Source organism: Hymenobacter sp. BT559, from assembly GCF_017571525.1.
Lineage (GTDB): Bacteria > Bacteroidota > Bacteroidia > Cytophagales > Hymenobacteraceae > Hymenobacter > Hymenobacter ginsengisoli.
Map to the genome: position 1 here is coordinate 1 of NZ_JAGETY010000020.1, position 23233 is coordinate 23233.

General features: G+C 62.0%; 20 protein-coding genes. 9 read left to right on the forward strand and 11 right to left on the reverse strand.

The window, feature by feature from the left end; genetic code table 11:
- Nucleotides 1-770: 770 nt before the first annotated feature.
- Nucleotides 771-1883: an oxidoreductase gene (locus tag J4D99_RS20200; RefSeq protein WP_208133560.1), complete on the reverse strand. Its 1113-nt coding sequence runs from the start codon at nucleotides 1881-1883 to the stop codon at nucleotides 771-773.
- Nucleotides 1884-2394: 511 nt separating this feature from the next.
- Here J4D99_RS20200 and J4D99_RS20205 point away from each other — a divergent pair.
- Nucleotides 2395-2562, forward strand: a complete 168-nt coding sequence (locus J4D99_RS20205) for a hypothetical protein (protein WP_208133561.1) — start codon at nucleotides 2395-2397, stop codon at nucleotides 2560-2562.
- Here J4D99_RS20205 and J4D99_RS20210 read toward each other — a convergent pair.
- From J4D99_RS20210 to J4D99_RS20225, 4 genes are all read right to left on the reverse strand, one after another.
- Nucleotides 2559-3539 carry an aldo/keto reductase gene (locus J4D99_RS20210; RefSeq protein ID WP_208133562.1) on the reverse strand — a complete coding sequence of 327 codons (981 nt, stop codon included), beginning with the start codon at nucleotides 3537-3539 and terminating at the stop codon, nucleotides 2559-2561. The genes J4D99_RS20205 and J4D99_RS20210 overlap by 4 nt on opposite strands.
- 280 nt (nucleotides 3540-3819) lie before the next feature.
- Nucleotides 3820-4230, reverse strand: coding sequence for a hypothetical protein (locus tag J4D99_RS20215; RefSeq protein ID WP_208133563.1), 411 nt, complete (start codon nucleotides 4228-4230; stop codon nucleotides 3820-3822).
- Nucleotides 4200-6524: a type I DNA topoisomerase gene (gene topA, locus J4D99_RS20220; RefSeq protein WP_208133564.1), complete on the reverse strand. Its 2325-nt coding sequence runs from the start codon at nucleotides 6522-6524 to the stop codon at nucleotides 4200-4202. The genes J4D99_RS20215 and topA overlap by 31 nt, the downstream gene beginning before the upstream one ends.
- Nucleotides 6525-6675: 151 nt before the next feature.
- Nucleotides 6676-6990: a hypothetical protein gene (locus J4D99_RS20225; protein WP_208133565.1), complete on the reverse strand. Its 315-nt coding sequence runs from the start codon at nucleotides 6988-6990 to the stop codon at nucleotides 6676-6678.
- A 1087-nt stretch (nucleotides 6991-8077) separates the two neighbouring features.
- Between J4D99_RS20225 and J4D99_RS20230 the strand changes: the two genes are divergently transcribed.
- Nucleotides 8078-9061, forward strand: coding sequence for a replication initiation protein (locus J4D99_RS20230; protein ID WP_208133566.1), 984 nt, complete (start codon nucleotides 8078-8080; stop codon nucleotides 9059-9061).
- A 228-nt stretch (nucleotides 9062-9289) separates the two neighbouring features.
- Here J4D99_RS20230 and J4D99_RS20235 read toward each other — a convergent pair whose 3' ends face one another.
- From J4D99_RS20235 to J4D99_RS20255, 5 genes are all read right to left on the reverse strand, one after another.
- A complete protein-coding gene (locus J4D99_RS20235; protein ID WP_370551486.1) occupies nucleotides 9290-10150 on the reverse strand; it encodes a HipA domain-containing protein in 861 nt (286 codons plus the stop codon).
- A gap of 89 nt (nucleotides 10151-10239) precedes the next feature.
- Nucleotides 10240-10569: a HipA N-terminal domain-containing protein gene (locus tag J4D99_RS20240; RefSeq protein ID WP_208133568.1), complete on the reverse strand. Its 330-nt coding sequence runs from the start codon at nucleotides 10567-10569 to the stop codon at nucleotides 10240-10242.
- A complete protein-coding gene (locus J4D99_RS20245) occupies nucleotides 10566-10790 on the reverse strand; it encodes a helix-turn-helix transcriptional regulator (protein ID WP_208133569.1) in 225 nt (74 codons plus the stop codon). The genes J4D99_RS20240 and J4D99_RS20245 overlap by 4 nt, the downstream gene beginning before the upstream one ends.
- Before the next feature lie 400 nt (nucleotides 10791-11190).
- Complete coding sequence (locus J4D99_RS20250; protein ID WP_208133570.1) at nucleotides 11191-11973, reverse strand: LytR/AlgR family response regulator transcription factor; 783 nt, start codon at nucleotides 11971-11973, stop codon at nucleotides 11191-11193.
- Entirely contained in the window at nucleotides 11970-12611 is a 642-nt protein-coding gene (locus tag J4D99_RS20255; protein WP_208133571.1) for a sensor histidine kinase, read from the reverse strand. The genes J4D99_RS20250 and J4D99_RS20255 overlap by 4 nt, the downstream gene beginning before the upstream one ends.
- An 801-nt stretch (nucleotides 12612-13412) precedes the next feature.
- On the opposite strand from J4D99_RS20255, the gene J4D99_RS20260 reads away from it, so the two are divergent.
- The 3 genes from J4D99_RS20260 to J4D99_RS20270 are packed head-to-tail and all read left to right on the forward strand — an operon-like array spanning nucleotide 13413 to nucleotide 17166.
- A complete protein-coding gene (locus J4D99_RS20260; protein WP_208133572.1) occupies nucleotides 13413-15809 on the forward strand; it encodes a TonB-dependent receptor in 2397 nt (798 codons plus the stop codon).
- 11 nt (nucleotides 15810-15820) lie between these two features.
- Nucleotides 15821-16831, forward strand: coding sequence for a zinc-binding dehydrogenase (locus tag J4D99_RS20265; RefSeq protein ID WP_208133573.1), 1011 nt, complete (start codon nucleotides 15821-15823; stop codon nucleotides 16829-16831).
- Nucleotides 16832-16872: 41 nt separating this feature from the next.
- Nucleotides 16873-17166, forward strand: a complete 294-nt coding sequence (locus J4D99_RS20270; protein ID WP_208133574.1) for a hypothetical protein — start codon at nucleotides 16873-16875, stop codon at nucleotides 17164-17166.
- Between the two features lie 16 nt (nucleotides 17167-17182).
- On the opposite strand, the gene J4D99_RS20275 is transcribed toward J4D99_RS20270, so the two are convergent.
- Nucleotides 17183-17500: a winged helix-turn-helix transcriptional regulator gene (locus tag J4D99_RS20275; protein WP_208133575.1), complete on the reverse strand. Its 318-nt coding sequence runs from the start codon at nucleotides 17498-17500 to the stop codon at nucleotides 17183-17185.
- Nucleotides 17501-17673: 173 nt separating this feature from the next.
- Here J4D99_RS20275 and J4D99_RS20280 point away from each other — a divergent pair, with 173 nt between their 5' ends.
- The 4 genes from J4D99_RS20280 (at nucleotide 17674) to J4D99_RS20295 (ending at nucleotide 23149) form a co-directional block, all read left to right on the forward strand.
- Nucleotides 17674-18606, forward strand: a complete 933-nt coding sequence (locus J4D99_RS20280; RefSeq protein ID WP_208133576.1) for an alpha/beta hydrolase — start codon at nucleotides 17674-17676, stop codon at nucleotides 18604-18606.
- Nucleotides 18607-18793: 187 nt separating this feature from the next.
- Nucleotides 18794-19222: a helix-turn-helix domain-containing protein gene (locus J4D99_RS20285; protein WP_208133577.1), complete on the forward strand. Its 429-nt coding sequence runs from the start codon at nucleotides 18794-18796 to the stop codon at nucleotides 19220-19222.
- Nucleotides 19223-19533: 311 nt separating this feature from the next.
- Nucleotides 19534-21504 (forward strand): M1 family metallopeptidase, encoded by a 1971-nt coding sequence (locus tag J4D99_RS20290; RefSeq protein WP_208133578.1) that lies wholly within the window; start codon nucleotides 19534-19536, stop codon nucleotides 21502-21504.
- Nucleotides 21505-21583: 79 nt separating this feature from the next.
- A complete protein-coding gene (locus J4D99_RS20295) occupies nucleotides 21584-23149 on the forward strand; it encodes a M61 family metallopeptidase (protein WP_208133579.1) in 1566 nt (521 codons plus the stop codon).
- Nucleotides 23150-23233: the final 84 nt, after the last annotated feature.

The following is a 23233-nucleotide window of genomic DNA, read 5'->3' on the forward strand; positions in this document are numbered from 1 at the left end:
TGCACCATATTGAGCCCCCAAACGAGCCAGTGGCAACCCGGTTTGCAGCTCACTAGGGCACTTGTGGGTGACTTTCTGAGCCACCTGCCCCGCACCCTACTTCCTGAGCCCCTGGCATTCTACCAGCTAAGGGGTTCTTATTCCAAAAGGGCGTTTTTACCCGCTAAGCAGTTAACCGATTGATTCATTGTTTATTACCAACAGTAAATTCGAGGCTTATCAAAAAAGAAATCCTTTTTGATAAACTTGGCATACCTACTGGGCTGCTTGGAATCGACCTTTTTAAGCAGGTTTTTGGGCTACCCTTTTTGATAAAAGGCTTAGCGTGTAAAATCGCCCTTTTGCAACAAGAACCCCGCTAACCAGTAATGAGCACCGCCTGTACCCTGCACCCTCATAAGTAAAAGCCCCATTTCCAACCTGAAAATGGGGCTTTTAGTGGTCCAGTTAGTAATGCAACCGTGGCTTCTGAATCGGCCGGACAACTAACTCATTCGGGCGAAAAAGCCACCCGCTATTCTTTGTCCTGCGTGCCTCGTGTTCCCCAGAGCGTACGCATTAAAAGTGAACGAGTGCTTTTGCGGCATCAGAAAACGTTTTACCACTAGTGGTAACAAGCAGGTTTTCGAAGCAACAGTGACCTCACAAGCTAGGAATGAAATGTCGGATTTTTGAAATGTAAGCCCTGTCGTGTTCCCGGAGTCGGGCGCCAGCGGGGAGCCGTGGTCTAGCTGTGGGGCTACAAGGCGCGCAGGCCAAAGACCAGTCTACTACAACTCGTGAGGTTTGAGCGTAGCGCGGGGAAACAGGAAGTTCTCGGGCTGGAAAGCCACTAGCTCCTGGCCGGCGGCTACCCGCTCGGGCCAGTTCTGGTTGGCCAGCGCCCCTTTGCCCAAGGTAATAATATCCGCCTCGCCGCGCACAATACTTTGCTGCGCCTGCGCCGGCTCGTTCAGGTTGCCATTGACCAACACGGGCACCTGCCCGTAACGGCGGGCCAGCGCCGCCAGCGACGGGCCGCTGTCGCCAAAGGCCGGCTGCAGCGCATCAAACTCCGTCACGTGAATAAAGTCCGCCCCGGCCGCGCGGAGGGCGCCGAAGATAACGGCTGCCTCCGGCTCGCCGCCCGCCCATTTGTGGGTGTAGTCATTGACTTTGCCCTGCGAGATGCGGATACCGACCACTACGTCGGGCGGCAACGCTGCGCGGGTCGCCTGCACCACTTCTGCCAGCAGACGTACCCGATTTTCGGGGCTGCCCCCGTACTGGTCAGTGCGCTGGTTGGTGTAGTCCGTCAGGAACTGGTCGAGCACGTAGCCGTTGGCTCCGTGAATTTCCACCCCATCGAAGCCCGCCGCCACCGCGCGCCGGGCCGCTTCGACAAAGCTCTCCGTAACGCGGGCAATAGCGGCTTGGTTCATTGCCTGGGGCGTGGGGAAGGCCCCCTGACCGCCGTAAAAGCTCATTTGCTCGCCCTTGGGGGTCACTGCCGAAGGGGCAAGGGTGGTTGTCTCAAACCGATTGCCCTGGACCAGGGCGCCGGCGTGCATGAGCTGGCAGATAATTTTGGCCCCGGCCTGGTGTACGGCCTGGGTCAGGGGCCGCCAGCTGGCCGTCTGCGCCGCATTGGCGAGGCCCGGCTGGTTGAGGTAGCCCTGGCTAAAGGCCTCATCGGGATAAGTGCCCTCGGTGAGCAGCAGGCTGAAACCGCCGCGGGCAAACTTGGTGTAGTAGGCTACCATGGCCGGCGTCACGGTGCCGTCGGGGCTGGCCGAGGCGCGCGTCATCGGGGCCAGGGCCAGCCGGTTGGTGAGCGAGAGGCGGCCCAGCTGGAACGGGGTGAACAGGGCCGGAAAAGGAGTGGCAGAGGATACAGAAGGCATAGAATCAAGGAGAAGGCCGCGTCGAAATAAAGTGCCGCTGGCGTATGCCCTCTACTACTGCTGAGCCGACGCATTGTTTTACGCAGTGGTGCTGTCGCCTTTCCGCTCTCAGCCAAGCTTGGTATCACGCCCAAGGCTGTTTTTCCAGAGCATACTACCGCCTACTATGCTGGACCAAGACGCAACTGAGCAGGAAAAATCTTTGACTCTCCTTCACCTGTCTTGTCCGGAAGGGAACGCGTACCCCGCTGTCGGGTTAGGGGTCGCACTAGAGTAGGAACGGGAAACTACGCTAAGGAATTTTCAGCGCGGCTGGGCGTCTCACCATACGTGCATTTAGACGCTAGCAAGGCTATTTTTGAGAAAAGCAGGTTCTGGCCCGGCTGGCAGGTAGCTTTTGCTCATCTCCGTATCAACGGCTCATTCCCGTCTGGGTGACGGACTTGGTAAGACAAATCAGTTCGCTTTTGGTGGCCAAGTAACCTTCGCATTAGTTTCCGCTCTTCCGCTCGTGCGCCCCCTTATCGTCGTAACTATCCTACTGGTAAACACTCCCGACCTATCCAAGGACCTGTTTGAGGGCGTGCTCGCCACCGTGTCGGTGATTGACACCAGCAACTCCTCCTGTTGCGCGACGGCCAGCAACCGGAGCAGGAAACCGGTGTCCTGGCTGTGCTAGCGATTAATCGCCTGCTGCATCTGGGCAGTGTAGCGCGCGCCCTGAATAGCAACCTGGTTGATGGCCTGCTCCAACTGCAGTAAGTCGTCCGGCTCCAAGGCTACGCTGGCCGCGCCCACGTTTTCCTGAAGGCGGGGCAGCTTGGTGGTGCCAGGGATGGGGACAATCCAGGGCTTCTGGGCCAGCAGCCAGGCTAGGGCAATCTGGGCCGGGGTGGCCTGCTTGCGGTCGGCAAGTTGCTTTATTAAGGTGATGAGAGTCAGATTAGCCTGGCGGGCTTCCGCCGCGAAGCGGGGCAGGGAGCTGCGCATATCGCCACTGGCAAATGTCGTGTCGGCAGTAATGGCCCCGGTGAGGAAGCCCCGACCCAGGGGGCTAAACGGGACGAAACCAATGCCGAGCGCTTCAAGGGTAGGCAGCACACTTTGCTCGGGCTCGCGCCACCACAGCGAGTATTCGCTCTGCAAGGCCGAGACCGGCTGCACGGCATGGGCCCGGCGAATGGCTTCCGACCCGGCCTCCGAGAGGCCAAAATACTTCACTTTGCCTTCCTTAATCAGGTCTTGCACCGCGCCGGCCACGTCCTCCATTGGTACATTGGGGTCTACCCGGTGCTGATAAAACAGGTCGATGTGGTCGGTCCCCAAACGTTTGAGCGACTGCTCAGCCACCAGGCGAATGCGCACCGGCCGGCTATCCTGGCCCAGTGACGGGTCGCCTTCCTTGAAGCCGAATTTGGTGGCGATAACTACCTGCTCGCGCACCGGGGCCAGCGCCGAGCCCACTAGCTGCTCATTGGCTTCGCCATAGGCCTCGGCGGTGTCAAAAAAGGTGATGCCCAAGTCCACCGCAGCCCGTATGAGTCTGGTGGCCTCGGCCGCATCGGCGGCGGGGCCATAACCACGGTTCATGCCCATGCAGCCCAGGCCCAGGGCCGATACTTCGAGGCCCACTGGCCCCAGTTTGCGCTTTTCCACGTTGCTTGCTTGTTAAGGGTAATTCCTACTGCGCGCCAGCAGGGGTTTTGCGCTTGTACGGAGAATAAAGTAAATCCGGTTGTGGGCAGTGGTCGGCAAAGTTGGCCGGTATACTGCACGCGGTCGAAGACGGGGCCACCCCGGAGAGTGATGCCGGACAGAATTCAAAAGCAAGATGCCAGGTGATAGCAAGCCCTGCGGCCTAGAGGGAAAGCATCAAAAAGTGTGGGGCAGTTCTACCTTTTCAGCTGGGCTGGAGGGAAACGGAACAAACCGTTGCTTAGCCCAAAACCGGCTTGCCCCATACTTTTTGATGCTCTCCTGGTACTGGACTGCTGGCAGTAAAATAAGCCAGCTGACGCTGGAAAGTGGCCAGCGCCTCGCCATCCGGCAGCAAGAACTGCTGACTTGGATTATCTGGCGGAAACTGCAGCAATTCGTTCGGCACGTTAAGGCTGCGCAGCAGGCGGTTAAGCAAACGAGGCTCCTCCTTCTTCAGGTTGCCGTTTTTCAGGTTGATAATGGTGGTGTAGGGAAACTTGTGGGCCTCACAAAACGGCAGCAACCCGCCCCGGGCAATCATCTTCAACCGGCTCTGGGCGTAGCGCAGCGCCTCCTGATAGGGCAGAGCCAGGCTCAGGTCGGGAAAGCTCAGGGGCGCTACTTCCGGCCCGCGTTTTTCTTCTTCCATACTTTGTAGCTTTTAATCATTTCAGCGGCCTGCTCGGCCGTGGTGGCGCGGGCCTGCTCCTCCGTACAGTCGGGCTTAAACTTCGCCTTTACCTCCCCATCGGTGACATAGAGGCCCCACTCGTTGCGGCCGATGGTGTACTTGCCCACGGTGGCCAGCACGTTTTTGGCGGCCTCCGCCTGGGCTTTGAGGAGGTAATTGACAGCCAGCGCCGGCGTAACGGCCGCGGCCGATATGCCGGCCGGCACGTTGAAATACTGCTCGCGCCACTTCAGGTACACGCCTTTCGGCCCCTGGCCTACCATTACCGGCTGGCCATCGTGCAGGCCCACCTCGCGGGGAGCCGACGCCCGGCGCTGGGTGATAAGGTCCCGGGCCTGCGCTTCGCTCAGCTGCGCGGGGCTGACGTCCTCGGGAAGGTTGTAATACTTCTCGGCATGCAGAATGTAGGGGCCGTTTTTGCCGGTTCCCACTAGCATTTCCGCGCCTTCGAAGTGGCCGATGGGGCGCTTTTGCAGCTCGGCCCGGTCCGGGGTGAGCTGGTCGGCGGCGGCCACCCAGCTTAGCAGGTTCTGGTCGAACATCGGCACGAACTGCTGGTAGGTCTGCTGGCCCCGGGCAATCTTGTCGAACACGGCTTCGCAGCCGGCGGTGAACTTGTAGTCCATCACCTTGGGAAAGTTGCGCTCCAGAAACTCCGTGACCTCGGTGCCGGTGGCCGTGGGCAGCAGCTTGTCCTTATCGGCGCCCAGCGTTTCGCTGCGCTGGCTGGTAGTCAGCTGACCGCTCTGCCAGGTCAGGACCTGCGCGGTGAGCTTCTTCCCTGCTACGCTGCCGGTGCTGATATACTTCCGGGCGAAAATTGTGCGCAGGATAGACGCGTAGGTGCTCGGCCGGCCAATGCCCTGCTTTTCCAGGTCCGCGACCAGAGTGGCCTCGTTGTAGCGCCTGGCGGGCCGGGCAAAGATCTGGCGGGCCTCCAGCTTTACCAGCGTCAGTGCCTCGCCTTCCTGCACCGGATGCTGGAGCGTCGTTTCCACCTCATCGTCGGACTCCTCCCCTTCCTCCTCGGCGTCCTGGTACACGGCCAGGTAGCCGGCGCGGGTGAGCACGCGGGTGGAGCTGGTATAGGTGTTAGCGGCATCGGCGGCCGGCGCAAGAGTTATGGTAGTCTGGTCGTACTGGGCGGCCAGCATCTGCGAGGCCAGGGCGCGGGTGTATATCAGCCGGTATAACGCCTGCTCGTCGGGCGTGTCGCCGGCACTGGCCTGCTCCCAGTGGGTGGGGCGAATGGCTTCGTGGGCCTCCTGCGCCCCGTCCTTGTTTTTAGTCTGGCGGGCCTGAAACTGGTCAGCCCCGAACTGCGCCGTAATCTGCGCCTGGGCCTGCTGGGTGGCCTCCTCGCCCAGGTTCACGCTGTCGGTGCGGATGTAGGTAATGTGGCCGCCCTCAAACAGTTTCTGGGTCAGGTCCGATACTTTCTGCACGGTAAATCGCAGCTTTTTCACGCCTTCCTGCTGCAGCGTCGAGGTGGAGAATGCCGGGGCGGGCTGCCGCTCCACCGGCTTCTTCTCCACGCACAGCACGCCGAAGCCCGCGCCCCGGCCAACCTGCGACAAGTAGGCCTGCGCCTGCTCGAGCGCGGCGAAAGGCGCGGCCGTGCGGCGCGCGCGCAACTGCTCGCCGTGACTGGTCTGCAGAGTGGCCACCACCGGCACGGTAAACGTGTCGGTAAACTGCTGAATCTGCCGTTCCCGCTCCACCACCAGGCGCACTGCTACCGACTGCACCCGACCGGCCGAGAGGCTGGCCGCCAGCTTGCGGTTGAGCACGGGGCTGAGGGTGAAGCCCACCAGCCGGTCCACGGCCCGGCGGCCCTCCTGGGCGTGCACGAGGTGCAGGTCCACCGTGGTGGGCGCGGCCAGCGCGGCCTTAATGGCTTTCTCGGTGATTTCCTGGAAGGCAATGCGCTTGGTCGTGCGTGGGTCCAGACCTAGTACTTCGCAGAGGTGAAACGCAATGGCCTCGCCCTCCCGGTCGGGGTCGGTGGCCAGGTACACGCCCTGGGGGCCGGCGGCGTTGGCCAGGCGGCGCAGGTTGGCCACCACGGCCTTCTTGTCGACGCTGACGACGTATTTCAGGGCGTGGCCGTGCTCGCGGTCAATGCCAATGTCGCCCCCGCCTACGGGCAAATCCCGGATGTGGCCCACCGAGGCGGCCACCTCGTAATCGGGGCCCGCGTAGCCCTTGATTTTCTTAATCTTGTTGGGGCTTTCGACGATAATAAGCTTCATGCTGGGTAGCTAGTACGCAGCGAAACTACCAAGCCAGATTAGCCCTCGGGAGAAAAAAGGATGAGTGGTAAAAAGTCGGAGGTGAAGTGCAGAAACTGGCTACGAATGGTAGTTCAGCTGCTGCCTAAGCTAGGCGTTGGCTGACTAAAAGCTAGCTGGCGTCGGTCTGGTTCTTTTTGAAGCGCGGGCGGCCCAGCGCCGGGGCGGGCGGCTCTACGGGGTTGTCCATCTGCTTCTGGGCCAGCCTGGTCATGGTGAGCAGGTCGGACTTGGCCAGCTCGGCCACTTTCACCAGCTCATCCAGCGTGAAGCTGCCCGGTTTGGCCATGCGCACGTTCAGGGTGTTGTGCGAGATGCCGATGTGTCGGGCCGTATCGCTGCGCATGCCCAGGGCGTGAATCAGTTCGGCCAGCGAATTATAGGAACTTGGTTTGAGCATAGCCGGGGGCGCAAAGAGGTCTGACACGAGGCAAAGATTAGTCAATTTTTGCAACATTACGGCTCCGGCTTCCCCGCAGTTCGGTTAGACAAAAAGCGGGGGCTTTGAACCAGACAATCTTTACGCTGCTCAGCCTGATGAGGCGGGCGAAGTAGACTAGCACGCTGTCCGCGCGGGCCTGCTGCTCAGTCGCCCGCTGCCAGATGGGGTACAGCTCAGCGTAGGAGAAGACATTCATTCAGCGGTAGCGCTTGGTAAAGCAATTCCACCAGTAGACAGCTATTCAGGCGCTAGAGAGCTTACTGGGTGGCTATGCAAAGGATGTTCGTGAGTAGGAGATTGTTCCAAGCTTATAAAAACTTTCCTTTTGTTAGCCACAACCTGGCTTCCAACCTGGTGCAAAGCTATTTTAGACTTATAAAACCTTTCTTTTAGCTGATCAGAAGTTAGTAAAAAGCTGCGTAACGGCTGCTCTTTCGCTTATAAAACCTTTCTTTTAGCGAACGGATGGTGGGTTTTTGGGGTAAATGCACCTGCTCTCGGGTGCGCTCCAGCTGCTTACCGGCAGCTGGAGCCAGACTTATAAAGCCTTTCCTTTGGTGGACAAGGTGGCGGTGCTCAGAAGGTTGCCCCTCCTTTATCGGGCTGTAATACCTTTTGTCTAAAGAGTGTGGCCGACCTACAGATGGGGGGTAAATAGCTAAGTCATATAAAATATTTGAAAAGTGCAATCACTTTGTAATTGGGTCGGTTTTCTCCGTTGTTGTTTTTTGTCTTCGTGGTTTTTCGTCAGTTGTTCTCCGAACATCCTAAAAGCTGTTTTTTGAAGCGCATCACAACTTTGTGAGATTTGTTAGTTATTTGTTCTATTTGTAGGGCTCATAATATGTTTAATGTCAGCAGGATACAAGGCACTTAGGAAAGGTTTTATAAGTGAAAGGAAAGGTTTTATAAGCCGCAAGGAAAGGTTTTATAAGTGAAAGGAAAGGTTTTATAAGCCGCAAGGAAAGGTTTTATAAGTGAAAGGAAAGAGTCTAGAGGGAAAACTTTCCTTTCCGCTTTCTTTTTGTCTGCCTGCGTTTATCTTTGCTTCCGTTGCAAGCCTTCCCACCCTATGCAAGTCCTTGATACTGTAGCTGGTATAGCTACCTCGACCGGGCTCGAAATCCGGCAGCATAACGCTATTACCACGGCCCGCTACGAGATGACGGCCTGTGAGATGGACATTGTGTTCTATCTCCTCTCCCTGCTCAAGAAGGAGGACCGCGTGGGTACCTTTTACCGGGTTAAAGTCCTCGACCTGCAGCACCTCACGGGCCGGCAGTGGAACTACCAGCAGTTTCTGGAAGCCACCTCCGCCCTCCGCTCCCGCGAGTACGTGATTGAGGACAACAAGCGCATCCTGCAGGTCGGTCTGCTGGCCTCGGCCGAATACATCAAGGGCGAAGGGGTGATTGAACTGGAAATCTCGGAGAAGATTCGGCCCTACCTGATTGACTTGAAGCGCAACTTCACGTCTTTTCGCCTGCAGGCGGCCTTTAGCCTGAGTAGCAAATACGCCAAGCGCATCTACCAGATTGCCTCGCAGTGGAAAGACAAGTCCGAAACCCGTACCTTCACGCTGCATGATTTGAAGGTTATGCTGGCCTTGAAGGATCCCAAGGGCGTAGAGCCGGAGCAGTACACCAAAGTCTCCATGTTTCAGAAGTACGTGCTTGACGTGGCCGTTACGCAAATCAACCAGAACACCGACCTGCACATCGGCTACGAGCTCGTGAAAAAGGGGCGCTCCTTCGAGAGCATCCGCTTTCAAATCAAGCAGCAGGAGCCGCAGCAGCTGCCGCTGCCCTTCGAGCAGCCGTTGGATGATTCCCGGCTGCAGATGGCGCGCCAGCGGCTGGCGGAGCTTGATATCCGGGATGTCCGTCTCGTGGAGCAGATTCTCGGGGAAGCCCGCATGGTGGACGAGCTGTTTGCTTTTTGCTACAAGCTGAAGACGGGTAAGGTAAAGGCAGCTTCAAACCCGGGGGGGCTTTTTCTTACCGTGGTTGGGTTGCGCAAGCCACTAACTGCCCCGGAGAAAAAAGGAATGGTATAAGACGTGACCGGTCGAAAAAGTGGGTATAAAGACGACTCATTTAAAAGTCTAAAAAAGCACAAAGTGCAATTGTATTTTTATACTTTTTTATACTTATCAATCTTCGACTTATTCCAAAATCCGTGATTCTAGCGTCGGAGTAGCTATTTATCACGCCTACCCCGTCCGCAAACAACCTTTCGCTCAGATTGGAAATATACATTTTCGCTTTAGGCTGGGCCGCCGCTGTTATGGCCTAGCTAGTTGGGCAAACCGGCTACCCAGTAACTCGTGATACTGTTCTTTCAGCTCCTGCGGCAGGAAGCTGCGCTCGATAAACGCGTGCCAGTCGGACTTTGCCTTCGTCAAGCGGGCGAGGATTCCCGTCAGCACTTTATCGTCGACGCCGGCCCGCTGGGCGGCCTGCCGGAAATCGGTTTGCCGCAGCCGCTTCTTCTTGCCATTAAGGGTGAGGGCCAGCTCCTCCGTGTCGGCGGGGTTGACCAGCGCCGTGGCCACCAGGTCATAGGCCGGCGCCAGGCCGTAGCCCCGGCCGGGGGTTTGCAGCAGCGAAAAGTTCTTCAGGTGCATGTCCGCGTTGCCGGTCAGAAAGCAGAACAGCACCAGCTCATAGTAGTTGACTACGTCCAGGCCGGGGTTGGCTGAATACCTCAGGATGGCTTTCGCCACCTGCTCGTGCGAGCCGTCGTACTTGTTCTCCGTCAGGCGCTCGGTGAGCTGGCACATATCCTCCATGGCCAGCTTCCGGCCACGCTGGCGGTCGATGCGGCGCGTCACGTAGGCCAGCGCCCCGCCTTCGAGGCGCAGCAGTCCGTGGGGTACCGTGGGCAGGCGGGCCAGCGCGGCCAGGTGCATGGTCAGGTCCTCCACTTCGGGTAGGTGCGGGTAGCGGGCCGTGGGCGGCTTGAGGATGTACTCGCCGTCGAGCGCCCCCACGATGGTCAAGCGCGCGGGCTGCCCGGCGCCGCCCGCCGGGGTCAGGCCAAGCGAGAGCTTGGGCTGCACGCCGGTCACGGTAATGTGCTGGCGCACGACGGCTTCGGCCAGGGCCAGCATCTCGGCTTCGGTGTAGGGAAATGCGGGCGGCACGGCCTGGCCGAAGATCTTGCGACTGCAGGCCGGGTGGTACTCAGACGCGGCGCCCTCGGGTAAGGGTTGGTAGCAATAGAGGCAGCGGCTCATGCCTCGTCGGTTGACAGCGGGTAAATACTCACGGCCCCGATGCAGTCGCGGCAGCAGGCCAGCAGCAGGCCCATGCGGTCGCGCTCGCGGAGCTTCCAGTTGCGCTCGGCGACTTCCAGCAGCCAGCCCTCGGGAATCAGGCCGTCGAAAAACGGCAGCATCGTGCGCTCCACGTAGGGCGCGGCGCGTAGTGGCAGTGTGAGGCTAACCGGCTCGGCGGTGGGCAGCCGCAGGTAATCGGGAGTGTAGGCAAAGGTGTAGCCCTGTTCATCCTGGGTCAGGTGCCCGGCCAGCTGCCCGTGCAGGTGTACTTCGGCCTTTCTCATAGCTGCGCAGCCAGACGGCTGCGGTCGAGTGGCGCGGGCGCCAGTTCGTGGCCGAACAGGCGCAGCACCAGATTCACTTTATCCAGTCGCAGCGTGGGCTTGCCCTGCTCCAGCTCGCGCACGAACCGCAGCCCTACCCCGGCCTTGGCCGCCAGGTCGGGCTGGGAGAGCTGCAGAAGTTTGCGGCGTTGTTTGACAAAAGCGCTCAAGGAAGAAAGCATAAAATATACCCGTTCGGGGGCAATAGTCCGCAGTGAGTTACCATAGTACCCGTTCAGGTATAAAAGTAAGAATAAGCGTGATATTTACACCCGGACGGGTATGCTTTTTTTAGCAATAGAGAGCATCAAAAAGTGTGGGGCAGTCCCGTTTAGGGCCAAGCATCAATTTGCTCCGCCTCCGTATAGAAGAACGAAAAGCAGAACTGCCCCACACTTTTTGATGCTCTCTAAGGTTGTGAAAGGACATAGCCAAACAGCTGCTTCAAGGCGGATAACTTCAGTAAAGGCGGGTCCCAATCAGCCTGTCAGCTGACGGGGAATAAAGCTTCATCACCGCGCAAGGTTGTGCGAACCTTATGTTGGCCGGCCCCGCGTCCAGTGGCCGCAGCCGGGTAGCTACTTATTCCAGCCAGCGTTTGAGCAGCGGGGCGCGCTCGCGGCTCACCACGATTTCCTCCCGCTGGGCTGGCAGCAGCTCGATTTTTAACTTGCCCCCAAAATAAGAATGTATTTTGTGGATGGCCTTGGAGGAGGCCAGGTACTGGCGGTTGAGCCGAAAAAACCCGGCCGGGTCGAGCAGGCTTTCCAGCTTTTCCAGCTTGTGCTCCAGCGCAAAGCGGCGGCCGTCGTGGCGCACGAGGTACACCACGTCATACTGGGTAAAGCAGTAGGCAATGTCGGCGACGGCCACCGGCAGCAGCTGCTCACCGGTTTCGACCAGAAAGCGCTGCCGGTAACGCGGCGGGGTGGGCGCCATCCGCTCCAGCAGCTGCCGGACCTTGGCCAGCTGGGCGTCGGCCAGGCCGGCCTGCTCCTGCTCGGTGGCCTGCGCGCGCCAGTAGGCGTGCTTGTCGAGCGCCCGGGCTACCTCCCGGGCCTGGATGGGCTTGAGCAGGTAGTCGAGGCTGAGTAGGGTGAAAGACTGCAGGGCGTACTCGTTGAAGCTGGTGGTAAAGATGATGGGGCTGCGCACGGGCACGGCCTCAAACACCTCAAAGCTGAGCCCATCCGAGAGCTGGATGTCGGCGAAAATCAACTCGGGAGCCGGGTGCTGGCTTAGCCAGGCAATGGCGGTCCGCACGCTCGTCAGCACGGCTACCACCTCCACGGCGGGGTGCTGGCGCAGCAGCAGCTGCAGGTGGGTGGCCGCCAGGGCCTCGTCTTCGATGATAATGGTTTTCATGGGGCCGGCAGCAAGGGCAGGGTCACGGCAAACTCATCGTCCCCGTGCACAATGTCGACCGGTCGGTCGGTAAGCAGGCGGAAGCGGTTTACCAGGTTGCGTAAGCCTTGCCGGGTGCTGGATTCCAGCATCGTTTTGGGCTGCACATTATTGGTGACGCGCAGCACGTCCTCACCGGCCCGGATACAAATGCGCAGGGGCGCGTCGCGGTCGAAGGCGTTGTGCTTGAGGGCGTTTTCGAGCAGCAGCTGCACGGCCAGGGGCGGCACGTGCCGGCGCAGGGCGGCGGGAGCAATGTCGCGGCTGACCTGAATGCCCTCGCCAAACCGGATGCGGTTCAGGTATAGATACTCCTCCGCAAAGGTCATTTCCTGACTCAGGGGGACGGTGGAATGGTCCTTGCTCAGCAAAACGTAGCGGTAAACGCTGGCCAGCGACCCCAGAAAATCCTGGGCCGGCGCATTGTCGCCAATGAGCGCGGCCATGGTGTTCAGGCTATTGAAGAGGAAGTGGGGGTCGACTTGCTGCTTGAGGGCTTCCAACTGGCTGATGGCCCCTTCGCGCTCCAGCTCGGCCGAGCGGATGAACGTTTTGCGCCACTCGTAGAAGAAGTACCCACTGCCGTAGACGCTGAGCATGACCACTGACGTGAGCAGGGCATTGCCCACGAACTGCCCGTAGCCGGGCCAGGAGGCCGGCGTCCCCCCGCCAGGTACCGTAGCAGCCAGGCGTCCAGCAGGGAGATGGTGGCGACGTAGCCCCCGGCCAGGGGTACGTGCAGCAGCAGGCGGGCCGCCGTGCGGGCGTAGCCGGGCAGCCAGCGGCGCAGCAGAAAAAACAGCGAGACATTCCCTTGCCAGCAGGCCGTCGCCATTAGCACGGCGTTCAGGCCCTGCTGCCATAGCGGCAGCGCAGCGCGCCCACGCACGGCCCAGGTAAAAAAGGCCCCGACCAGCACCACGCCGAGCCAGCGGAGCCACACCTTCTGCCACCGCCACGAAGCCGGTACCACCGAAAAGCCGTCGCCGGAGCCCGGGCGCCAGGGGGCGGCGGAACTCATCGGTAACCAGGAGGTAGTTACCCGGGCGGGAAGCAGCGGCCAGCGTCGAAACATTCCCCAAAAGAACAAACTACCAAGTGCTTTCGGCCGCTTAATTGAGCGAAGTGGGGACAAACGCTACTCAAACGGCGAAAAGCGCCTGCGAAGCCGAGTGCTTCTGTACTGGGCCCGGCCGAGCTAGGCAGCTGCCAATCCGATGCTACGCGAACGGCCCACACGACGGCCATGGCTGCTGTCGGGGCACCAAGGGCTTCCGCTTGGCCACGGCTTTATGACAGTTCACCTGGGGTGTAACACCGGTTCACTAAGATTCTGACTTGCGACGCTCGGCCAGGCCGGCACTTTTGTCCAGCTTATCCGTCAGAACTCCTCCCGAGCCATGAGCCCTCAGTCCCTTTTTCTTTGCCTGCTGCTACTAGTTGCCGGCATTTTTCCGATTACCGGCCATGGCCAGACGCCGCCCGGGACGGTCACCCAAACCGTGCGCGGCACCGTGCTGGATGCCGCGGCCAACGCCCCCGTGATTGGGGCGACCGTGGTAGTTGTGGGCGTAACGCCCGCGCTGGGCGTGAGCACCGATGCCGAGGGCCGCTTTCGCCTGCCGGGCGTGCCCCTGGGCCGCCTCCAGCTGCGGATTACGTCGGTGGGCTACGAAGACCTGGTGCGCAGCGAGGTACTGGTGACGGCCGGTAAAGAAGTGGTGCTCGACCTGCGCCTGAATGAGCGCCTGACCCGCCTCGACGAGGTGCAAGTAACCTACCGGCGGGCGGACGATATCCGGGTGACCAACAACGAGATGGCCACCGTTTCGGCCCGGCCGTTTTCGCCGCTTGATGCCAACCGCTACGCCGGCAGCCTCGGCGACCCCGCCCGGATGGCCCAGAACTTTGCCGGCGTGAGTAGCGCCAATGACTCGCGCAACGACCTCGTGGTGCGGGGCAACTCGCCGGCCTCGCTGCTGTGGCGGCTGGAGGGGGTCAACATCCCCAACCCCAACCACTTCGGCTCGCTCGGCACCACGGGCGGCCCGGTGAGTTTGCTCAACAACAACCTGCTGGCCAAGTCCGATTTCCTGACCGGCGCTTTCCCGGCCGAATACGCCAACGCCTTGGGCTCGGTGTTCGACCTGCGGCTACGCAAGGGCAACGACGAGAAGCCCGAGTTTCTGGGCCAGGTCGGCTTCAACGGCCTGGAGCTGGGCGCCGAAGGGCCCTTCAGCCCGAAGTCCAAGGCGTCGTACCTGGTTAATTACCGCTACTCGCTGTTTTCGCTGCTCAAGGCCGTCGGTTACCAGATTGCCGGCACGCCCAACTACCAGGACTTTACGGCCAAGGTGGACGTGCCCGTGGGTTCGCGCGGCAGCTTCAGCGCCTGGACCCTTGGCGGGCGCTCCAATATCGCGTTTCTGGGCCGGGACGTGGACACGACCAAGGCCGACGTGTACGGCGATGAGGCGCACAACACGCGGGTCCGCTACTTTACCGGCATTGCCGCCGCCAGCTACGAGCAGCGCTTTACCGACCGTACCGTGGGCAAGGTCACGCTCTCGGCCTCCCGCACCACGTCGGCCTTCCAGGGCGACAGCATCCTGTTTGACGGCGCGCGGGCGGTGCGGGCGGAAATCCCGAACAATGCCAGCGACTACACCCAGGACAAGCTGTCGGCCAACGTCGCGCTAACCCATAAGTTCAGCGCCCGCAACCAGGTCAGCACCGGTTTCATCGTGGACCTGCTCCAGTACCGCTACCACGACGCCCAGACGTTTCCTACCCCGCTGGTGCGGCGCGAGGCCAGCGGCAATACGGCGTTTGCCCAGGCTTACGGGCAGTGGAAGCACCGCTTCAACGACCGCCTGACGCTCAGCGCCGGCCTGAGCGCCTCGCGCTTTGCCCTGAACGGCAGCAGCGCCGTCGAGCCCCGCGCCGGGCTGCGCTACCAGCTCACGCCCGGCAGCTCCCTGAGCGCGGCCTATGGCCTGCACAGCAGCCTGCAGCCCCTGCTCACCTACTTCTACCAGTCGCCGCAGCTCGATGGCTCCTATGGCCTCACCAACCAGGGGCTGGGCCTGACGCGCGCCCAGCATTACGTACTGGCGTACGACCGCCAGTTGAGCGAGAACCTGCACCTGCGGGTGGAGGGCTACTACCAGGCCCTGTTCGATGCGCCCGTGGAGCGCACGGCCAGCGCTTATTCGGGCCTGACCCAGGGGGCCGACTTCGGGGACCCCAACCGGGGCAACCTCGTCGGCCGGGGCACCGGGCGCAACTACGGCGTGGAGCTGACGCTGGAGCGGGCGTTTGCCCAGGGTTATTACTTCCTGCTCACAACTTCCCTGTTCGAGTCGAAATACACCGGCAGCGACGGCATCGAGCGCAACACCCCCTTCAATACCCACTACGTAGCCAACGCCCTGGCCGGTCGGGAGTTTCGGGTGGGCCACGGCACCAACACGCTTACCCTGAGTTTGAAACTAGCCACGACGGGCGGCAAGTACACCACGCCCCTCGACCTGGCGGCTTCCAGCCAGCAGCACATCGCCCGCTACCGCTCCGACCAGGCCTTTAGCCAGCAGCAGGCGGCCTACTTCCGGGCCGATGTGAAAATCGGCTACAAGCTCAACCGCGCCCACCTGACCCACGAAATCGCCTTGGACATGCAGAACATCACCAACCACCAGAACGTGTTTGCGCAGGCCTACAACCCGCGCACCAACCGGCTGGGCACGGCCTGCCAGCAGGGGTTTCTGCCCATCCCCTTTTACCGCCTCACTTTCTAGCCCCCATTTCCATGTTATTGAACCACCGGATTGTGATTGACCAGCCGGGCGGCCCCGAGCAGCTGCGCGAGGAGCCCGTACCGGTGCCCCAGCCGCACGAGGCGCTCGTGCGGGTGCGGGCCTGCGGTGTCGCGTTTGGCGACATCATCTACCAGCGGGGCGCGTTACCCGGCGGCCCGCCCTCCCCGCTTACCCCCGGCTACGACCTGGTGGGCGACGTGATAGCGGTGGGGGCCGCCGTGACCCGGGTAAAACCCGGCGACCGGGTGGCCGCGCTGCCCGTGCCCGGGCAGGGCGGCTACACCACCTACATCTGCCTGCCCGCCGCTGAATTAATTCACCTGCCGACCCATCTGGCCCCCACGGAGGCCGTCGGGGCGATGCTGAACTACGCCACGGCTTACCGGATGCTGACGCGCGATGCGCGCCTGCGGGCCGGCCAACGTGTACTCATCCACGGAGCCGCCGGGGGCGTGGGCACGGCGGTGCTGCAGCTGGCCCGGGTGCTGGGTCTCACCGCCTACGGCACCGCCTCGACGGGCAAGCAAGCCCTGGTGCGGGCGCAGGGCGGCATTGCCATCGACTACACCACCACCGATTTCGTGGCGGAAATCGCGGGGCTGACCGGCGGGGCCGGCGTGGACGCCGTGCTCGACGGCATTGGGGGGCCGCAGCTCACCCGCTCCTACCAGTGCCTTAACCAGACGGGTACGCTGGTCTTGTTTGGGGTTTCGTCCACCCTGGAGGGGGGCGGCAGCCCCAAGCGCAAGATGGCGGCCTCCATGCTGCGCTTCGGGCTGCTGAAGCTGCGGCCGAACCGCAAGCGAGTGACCATGTCCTTTCCCAGCTCGAAAGCCGACCTGCAGGCCCTGCGCACCGATGCGGAGGCCATGCTCCAGCTGCTCGCCGAGGGCAAAATCAAGCCCCTGATTACCCATGTCCTGCCGTTATCCCAGGCAGCCGAGGCCCACCGGCTGCTGACCGAAACCCGGCCCGTGGGCAAAATCGTGCTCGAACCGTGAACGAAGCACATAAGCCCCTGCCGCTGGCGCCCTACCCCAGTATGCTGCCTCCACCCGGTCTACGGCCACCAGCTCACCCCACTCCGCCCGCCAATCTGCTGGTGCCCCTGCTACGCTTGCTTACCCGCCAGCTCCTGCCTGCCCTGCTGGCAGTAGTAGCCTGGGGCTTTGACGAGGAGCTTGACTTTCTGTGCGACATAGTGCTGCTGGGCACGCTGGGCTGCCCTGTTCGGCAACCGCCGGCTTCCGGCGACCGGTCCGCGCCACCGGGGCCGCTACTTCGCTTCCGCTCCCGACCGCCCCGGCCGAATTTCCGGTCCCGGCGGGGCAGCTAGCCTGACCAGGCCCCGGCTACAGGTGCTGCCGGCCAAACACGACGATGCTGTCCACCACCGGCAGGGCCTGCTGGCCGCTCTCCGTCAGCCAGTACTCCACGCGGGGCGGAATCTCGGGGTAGGCGTGCTTGGCCACCAACCCCACCGCCACCAGCTCCTTGAGCTCGTGGATGAGCATCTTCTCGCTGATGTCGGGCAGCCGGCGCAGCAGCTCGCCGTAGCGCAGGCGGCCGTCGCGCAGGCTTTGCAGCAGCAGCACTTTCCACTTGCTGCCAATCAGGGTCATGGCTTTGCGCACGGGGCAATTCGGGAAATCTTTTTGGCCGGGAGTCATAATTTTTTTACGCTGACTATCAATTTTTCTTACCTGGGGGGTAGGTACCCTACGCAAAGGTAGGTACTTGACAAAAGTAAAGTAATACGGGACTTTTGCAGCCATCCTTCACTTACGCCGCTTGCCAAAGCTGCCTGTACAGCTCCTCCCGGCGATTTAACAACTTCCTTAGTATGACTGCTAACCATCCCGAAGCCGTTATCCGGCATTCCATCACGGCTGCCGACCAGGCGGCTATTACTGCCATGCGGCTGGCCACCGCGCCCATGAAAGGAAAAATCAACGGCCCGGCGGCCCGCCTGCCCTTTGCCGACATCATGCGGCACACGCCCGCCGCGCCCGGCGTCACCTACGAGGAGGCCCGGGTGGGCGGCGTGGCGGGCTGGTGGTGCCGGCCCGAAGCCAGCGCGCCTACGGACAGCGTCGTGCTGTTTTTGCACGGCGGTGGCTACGTGCTGGGCTCAGCCGAGGCGCACCGCAACTTCGTGAGCCAGCTGGTGGCCCGCGTCGGGGTCGACTTCTTTGTGCCCGACTACCGCCTGGCCCCCGAACACCCGTTTCCGGCCGCCATTGAGGACGTCCTGGCCGCCTACCGGGGCCTGGGGGCCTTGGGTAAGCGCCGGATTGCGCTGGCCGGCGATTCGGCCGGTGGCGGCTTGGCGCTGGTGACTGCGGCCCTGGCTACTGACGAAGCGGCGGCCGTGCGGCCGTGCGCCGCCCTGGTCTTTTCACCCTGGACCGATCTGACCCTGGCCTCGGCCAGCTTTCAGACCCGGGCCGAGGCCGACCCCATTTTTACCAAGGATGCCCTGGGCTCCCTGGCCCGGCATTACCTGCAAGGTTACGATGGGCACGACGCCCGGGTATCGCCTGTATACGGCAAGCTGGCGGGCCTGCCGCCCGTGCAGGTGCACGTCGGCGACGCCGAAGTGCTGCTCGACGACTCGGTTCGCTACGTGGCCCTGGCCCAAGCGGCTGGGGTGCCCGCCGAGCTGCACGAGTGGGAAGGCCTACCCCACGTGTTTGCCTCCAACCTCGACGGTTTTCAGGCCGCCAGTAAGGCCTTGGATTTAGGCGGGGCCTTTCTGGCCGCGCAGCTGGCCTAGTTCGCCCGGGCACCTTCCCACGGGGCGAGCACCCGGCTCGCCCCGTGGGAAAGGAGCTTTTGTCCCGCTGCACCAGCGTGCCCAGGGCAGCCGAACCAGAAGAACTTAAATCATCACCAATTATCCGGGCTTAAAAACCGGAGCTTTGCACCCGGAAAATAGTAGCCCGACAGCAGCAGGAAGCGCCATGGAAATCCCTAAGAAATACCGGAGCCGGCAGGCCGAAATCACCGAGTCGTTTCTGCGCGTCATGCATGCACACATGGACGACTTCATGGCCGGTCGGGCCCCGGAAATGCTGCATCTGAAGGACCTGGCCGGGGTCCTATGCCTGCACCCGGTGCACGTGAGTACCATCGTTAAGCTACACACCGGCTTTCACCCGTGTCATTTTTACGAGCTGCGGATTGCCGAGGAAGCCAAGGCCCTCCTCGCTGACGCTTCATTGGCCGTGGGGGAGGTAGCAGGCCGCCTGACGTACGACACATCCAACTTCACCAAGTTTTTTAAGCTGTACGTGGGCATGACGCCCACTGCGTACCGCCGGAGCTTAAGCCTCTCCGCGCCGGCGCTGCTGCCCGCCCATGGCAAGCCACAGCTGCGCCTGGCAGCCTGAGGGTGGCAGGCGGAAGCCTCGGAACGGGCCCCCGCGAGCTTACCCGGTGCCGCCCGCACCGGCACCGCGGGTAGTGCTGAAACGCCAGGCAAGCCGACGGCGACAGGAGCTACGAAGCCCGCTGGCCCTAGGCTTTGCTGAGCCGGAGAAGTCGTGATACAAGGTAATTATCTGCCTAGTCAGCGAACAGGGTCAGACACGCTACTTCAGCGGCGCGCACATCCTAAACGAACAGTACCTTAAAAATGAAGCCCTTGCAGCGGCCCTCTTTCGTGCGAAATATCTGTTGGGCCGGACTGGCAGCAGGTCCGATGCTGCTGGTGTTACCGGTCGCCCAGGCGCAGCCGGGCCTGCCAGCGGTCAGCCCGCCGCCATACAACGCCCGCGCGCTGTTCGACCCCTCCTACCTACGCCAAGCTCCGCCAGCCACGCGTACGGCCGGTGGCCAGCCGGGCGCGACGTACTGGCAAAACACCGCCGATTACCAGCTAGCGGCCCGCCTCGACGAAAAAGCGGCCCGCCTGACCGCTACCGCGACGATTACCTACACCAACAACAGTCCCGACGCCCTATCCTTCGTCTGGCTCCAGCTCGACCAGAACCTCTTTCGGGCCGACTCCCGGGGGGCTGCCACAACCCCGGTAGCGGGCGCCCGCCACGGGAACCCGGACCCCGGCTTTGCCGGGGGCGACTCGCTGCAAGCCGTTTCCATCGAGCTGCATGGTCAGAAAGTGAAAGCGCAATACCGCGTGACCGATACGCGCCTGCAAATCATCCTGCCCGAGCCCCTGCGGCCCCACGGCGATAGGCTCCGCATTCACCTGGCCTATCGTTTCAATATCCCCATGAACGGCTCCGACCGGATGGGCCGCCTTAACACGCCGAACGGGGAAATCTTCGAGCTGGCGCAGTGGTACCCGCGCATGGCGGTCTACGACGACGTGGAGGGCTGGAACACGCTGCCCTACCTCACGGCTGAGTTTTACCTTGACTACGGCAACTTCGACTACACCCTTAACGTGCCGGCCAGCTACCTGGTGGGCGGCTCGGGCGAGCTGGTAAACCCCGCCGAAGTGCTCACGGCTACCCAGCAGCAGCGCCTGGCTCAGGCCGCGGCATCAGACCAGACGGTGCTGGTGCGCAGCCCCGCCGAAGTAACGCAGCCGGGCGCACGCCCCGGCGGTAAAGACGGCCGCCTTACCTGGCACTTCAAGTGCAAGCGGGCGCGCGACGTAGCCTGGGCGGCCTCGGCGGCCTTTGTCTGGGATGCGGCCAAGCTCAACCTGCCCAGTGGGCGTAAGGCATTGGCTATGTCGCTTTACCCGGTCGAGGCAGCGACGGATTCGGCCTGGAATCGCAGTACGCAGTACGTAAAGAAGAGCATTGAATTCAACTCGCGGCAGTGGGCCGAATACAACTTGCCGGTCGCCACCAACGTAGCCGGCCGGGCCAGCGCCATGGAGTACCCCGGCCTCATGTTTTGCCGCGCGGACCTCCATAAAATCTACCTTTGGAACGACGTGAGCCACGAGTTCAGCCACAGTATTTTTCCGATGCTGGTGGGCTCCAATGAGCGTAAGTACGCGTGGATGGACGAGGGATTCACATTTTTCGTCACAATGCTGCTGACCCAGGACTTCAACCACGGTCAGTATTACAAATACATCTACGACCCGGCCAGCGTTGCAGGCAGTTTGGTACAGGAGCTGTGCGCCCCCGGCACGGCCCCGCCCTATACCGTGCCCGATGCCCTTGACCACCGCAACCTGGGCTTCGCGGCTTACAACAAAGTAGGCTATGGCCTCTACTTGCTGCGCCAGGAAATCCTGGGTCCCGCGCGCTTTGATTTTGCTTTTCGCACCTACATCCGGCGCTGGGCCTACCAGCACCCCACGCCCCTGGACTTCTTTCGCACGATGAACAACGCGGCGGGCGAGGACCTGACCTGGTTCTGGCACGAGTGGTTCTACGAAAACTGGCTGCTCGACCAGGCCGTGACCTCAGTGGCCTACGTAAAGCAGGACCCAGCCCAGGGCGCGCTCGTCACCATCGAAAACAAAGGCCAGGCCGCCCTGCCCGTAACGGCTGAGCTTACGGAGGCTAGCGGCAGGAAGCGCAACGTGCGCCTGCCCGTCGAAATCTGGCAGAGCGGCAGCACCTGGACGTTTCGGGTCTCTACCACCACCCCGCTAACCGCCGTGGTGCTGGACCCGGCCGGCATCCTGCCCGACGTGAACCGCGCCAATAACAGCTGGCAGCCGCTGCAGACCCTCGCCCCGTAAGCGCGGCGCGTTGGAGCGGACAAGTGCCCCGGCAACACCTGACTACCTTACTATTGCCAACCTGCTAAGCCAGTACTACATGAGAAGAGCGAGCATCGCCCTGCTGCTGGGCCTGGTGGCCTGTAAAATCGCCTCTCCGCTTTCCCCGGGGCCGGGAGCAACGGGCAGTTACCGCTACGAGGTAGACCTGCGCTACCTGGACCAGCAGCGGCTCCGGGTGCGCGTGACCGTTCCCTCCGTGCAGGCCGGGCCGGCAGTCTTCGTCATTCCCAAAGTAGTGCCCGGCATTTACGGGGTGCAGAACTTCGGGCAGTACGTGCGGGACGTGGTGGCCTTTGACCGACAGAACCGGCCGCTGACGGTGGTACGGCAGGATACCAACACCTGGACGATTGCCGAGACCCGCCGGCTGCACCACCTCACCTACTCCGTCGCCCCAACCTGGGCGGAATTTCGCACGGGCAAAGGCCAGCGGCCGGTATTTTACCGCTCGGCGGGCAGCTCCTACCACCCGGACAGTGCGTTCGTGCTCAACTACAACACCTTTGTGGGCTACCTCGAAGGCCAGCCGGCCCGCTCCTACCAGGTGCGATTCACCAAGCCCCTGGGCTTGTACGGGGCTTCCTACCTGACGCCCGAGGCGCTTAACGACACCATCGACCGGGTGCGGGCCCCCACCTACCGCGAATTAGTAGACGCCCCCGTGCTCTACGCCCGCCCCGATACGGCCTGGCTGCGGCTGGGCAAAACCCGGGTGCTGGTAGCGCTCTACGCCGGAGTCCATCAACCGCCCTACGCGCCGGCGGTGGCCCGCTCGCTGCGCACCATGCTCGAAGCCCAGCAGGCATACCTGGGCGGCACGCTGCCGGTAGAAAAGTATGCGTTTCTCCTCTACCACCGGACGCAGGGCGCGGCCGACCGCTCGGTCAGTGACGGGCTGGAGCACAGTCATTCCACGCTGTGCCTGCTGGAATCGCCCGGCGTAGGGGACCTAAACGAGTTTGTGCGCGGCATCGCCGCCCATGAGTTCTTTCACACGGTTACGCCGCTCCACATGCACTCCGAGGAAATTGAGCATTACGACTTTCGCCACCCGGCCTTCTCCGAGCACCTGTGGCTCTACGAAGGCCTGACCGAGTACGAAACCATTCACATGCCCATCCGCGAAAAGCTCGAAACGCTGCCAGAATTTATAAAGGTGCTGGAAGCGAAAGCCCAGGCTATGAGCAAGTTTAACGATACGCTGGCCCTCACGCGGCTGAGCCGGCAGGTTGCGACCCGTCAGGACCAGTTCTTTAACTTCTACCTCAAAGGCGCCTTGTTCAACCTCTGCCTCGACATTCGACTGCGCGAGCTCTCGGGGGGCAGGCTGGGCACCCAGGAGCTGACCCAGCACCTGCTGCACCGCTACGGGCCCCACCAGCCCTTCCGGGATACGCAGCTGTTCGACGTGCTGACGCAGCTCACCTACCCCAGCATGCGGGCCTTCTTCCGCGACTACCTGGAGGATGGCCGGTCGCTGCCGCTCCGCGAAACCCTGGCCAAAGTCGGCCTGGAATACGACCCGGCGACCCACACCATCCGGCTAACCGCCCACCCGACTCCGGCCCAGCTGGCCTTGCGCCAGGCCTGGATTGGGCAGTAAGTCGCTCTTCCCTACCACCGTTTCCCGGGCCCGCTCCCGGGGCGGACAATTCCCAATCGCCCAACCCACCCGCAACGCCGCGGG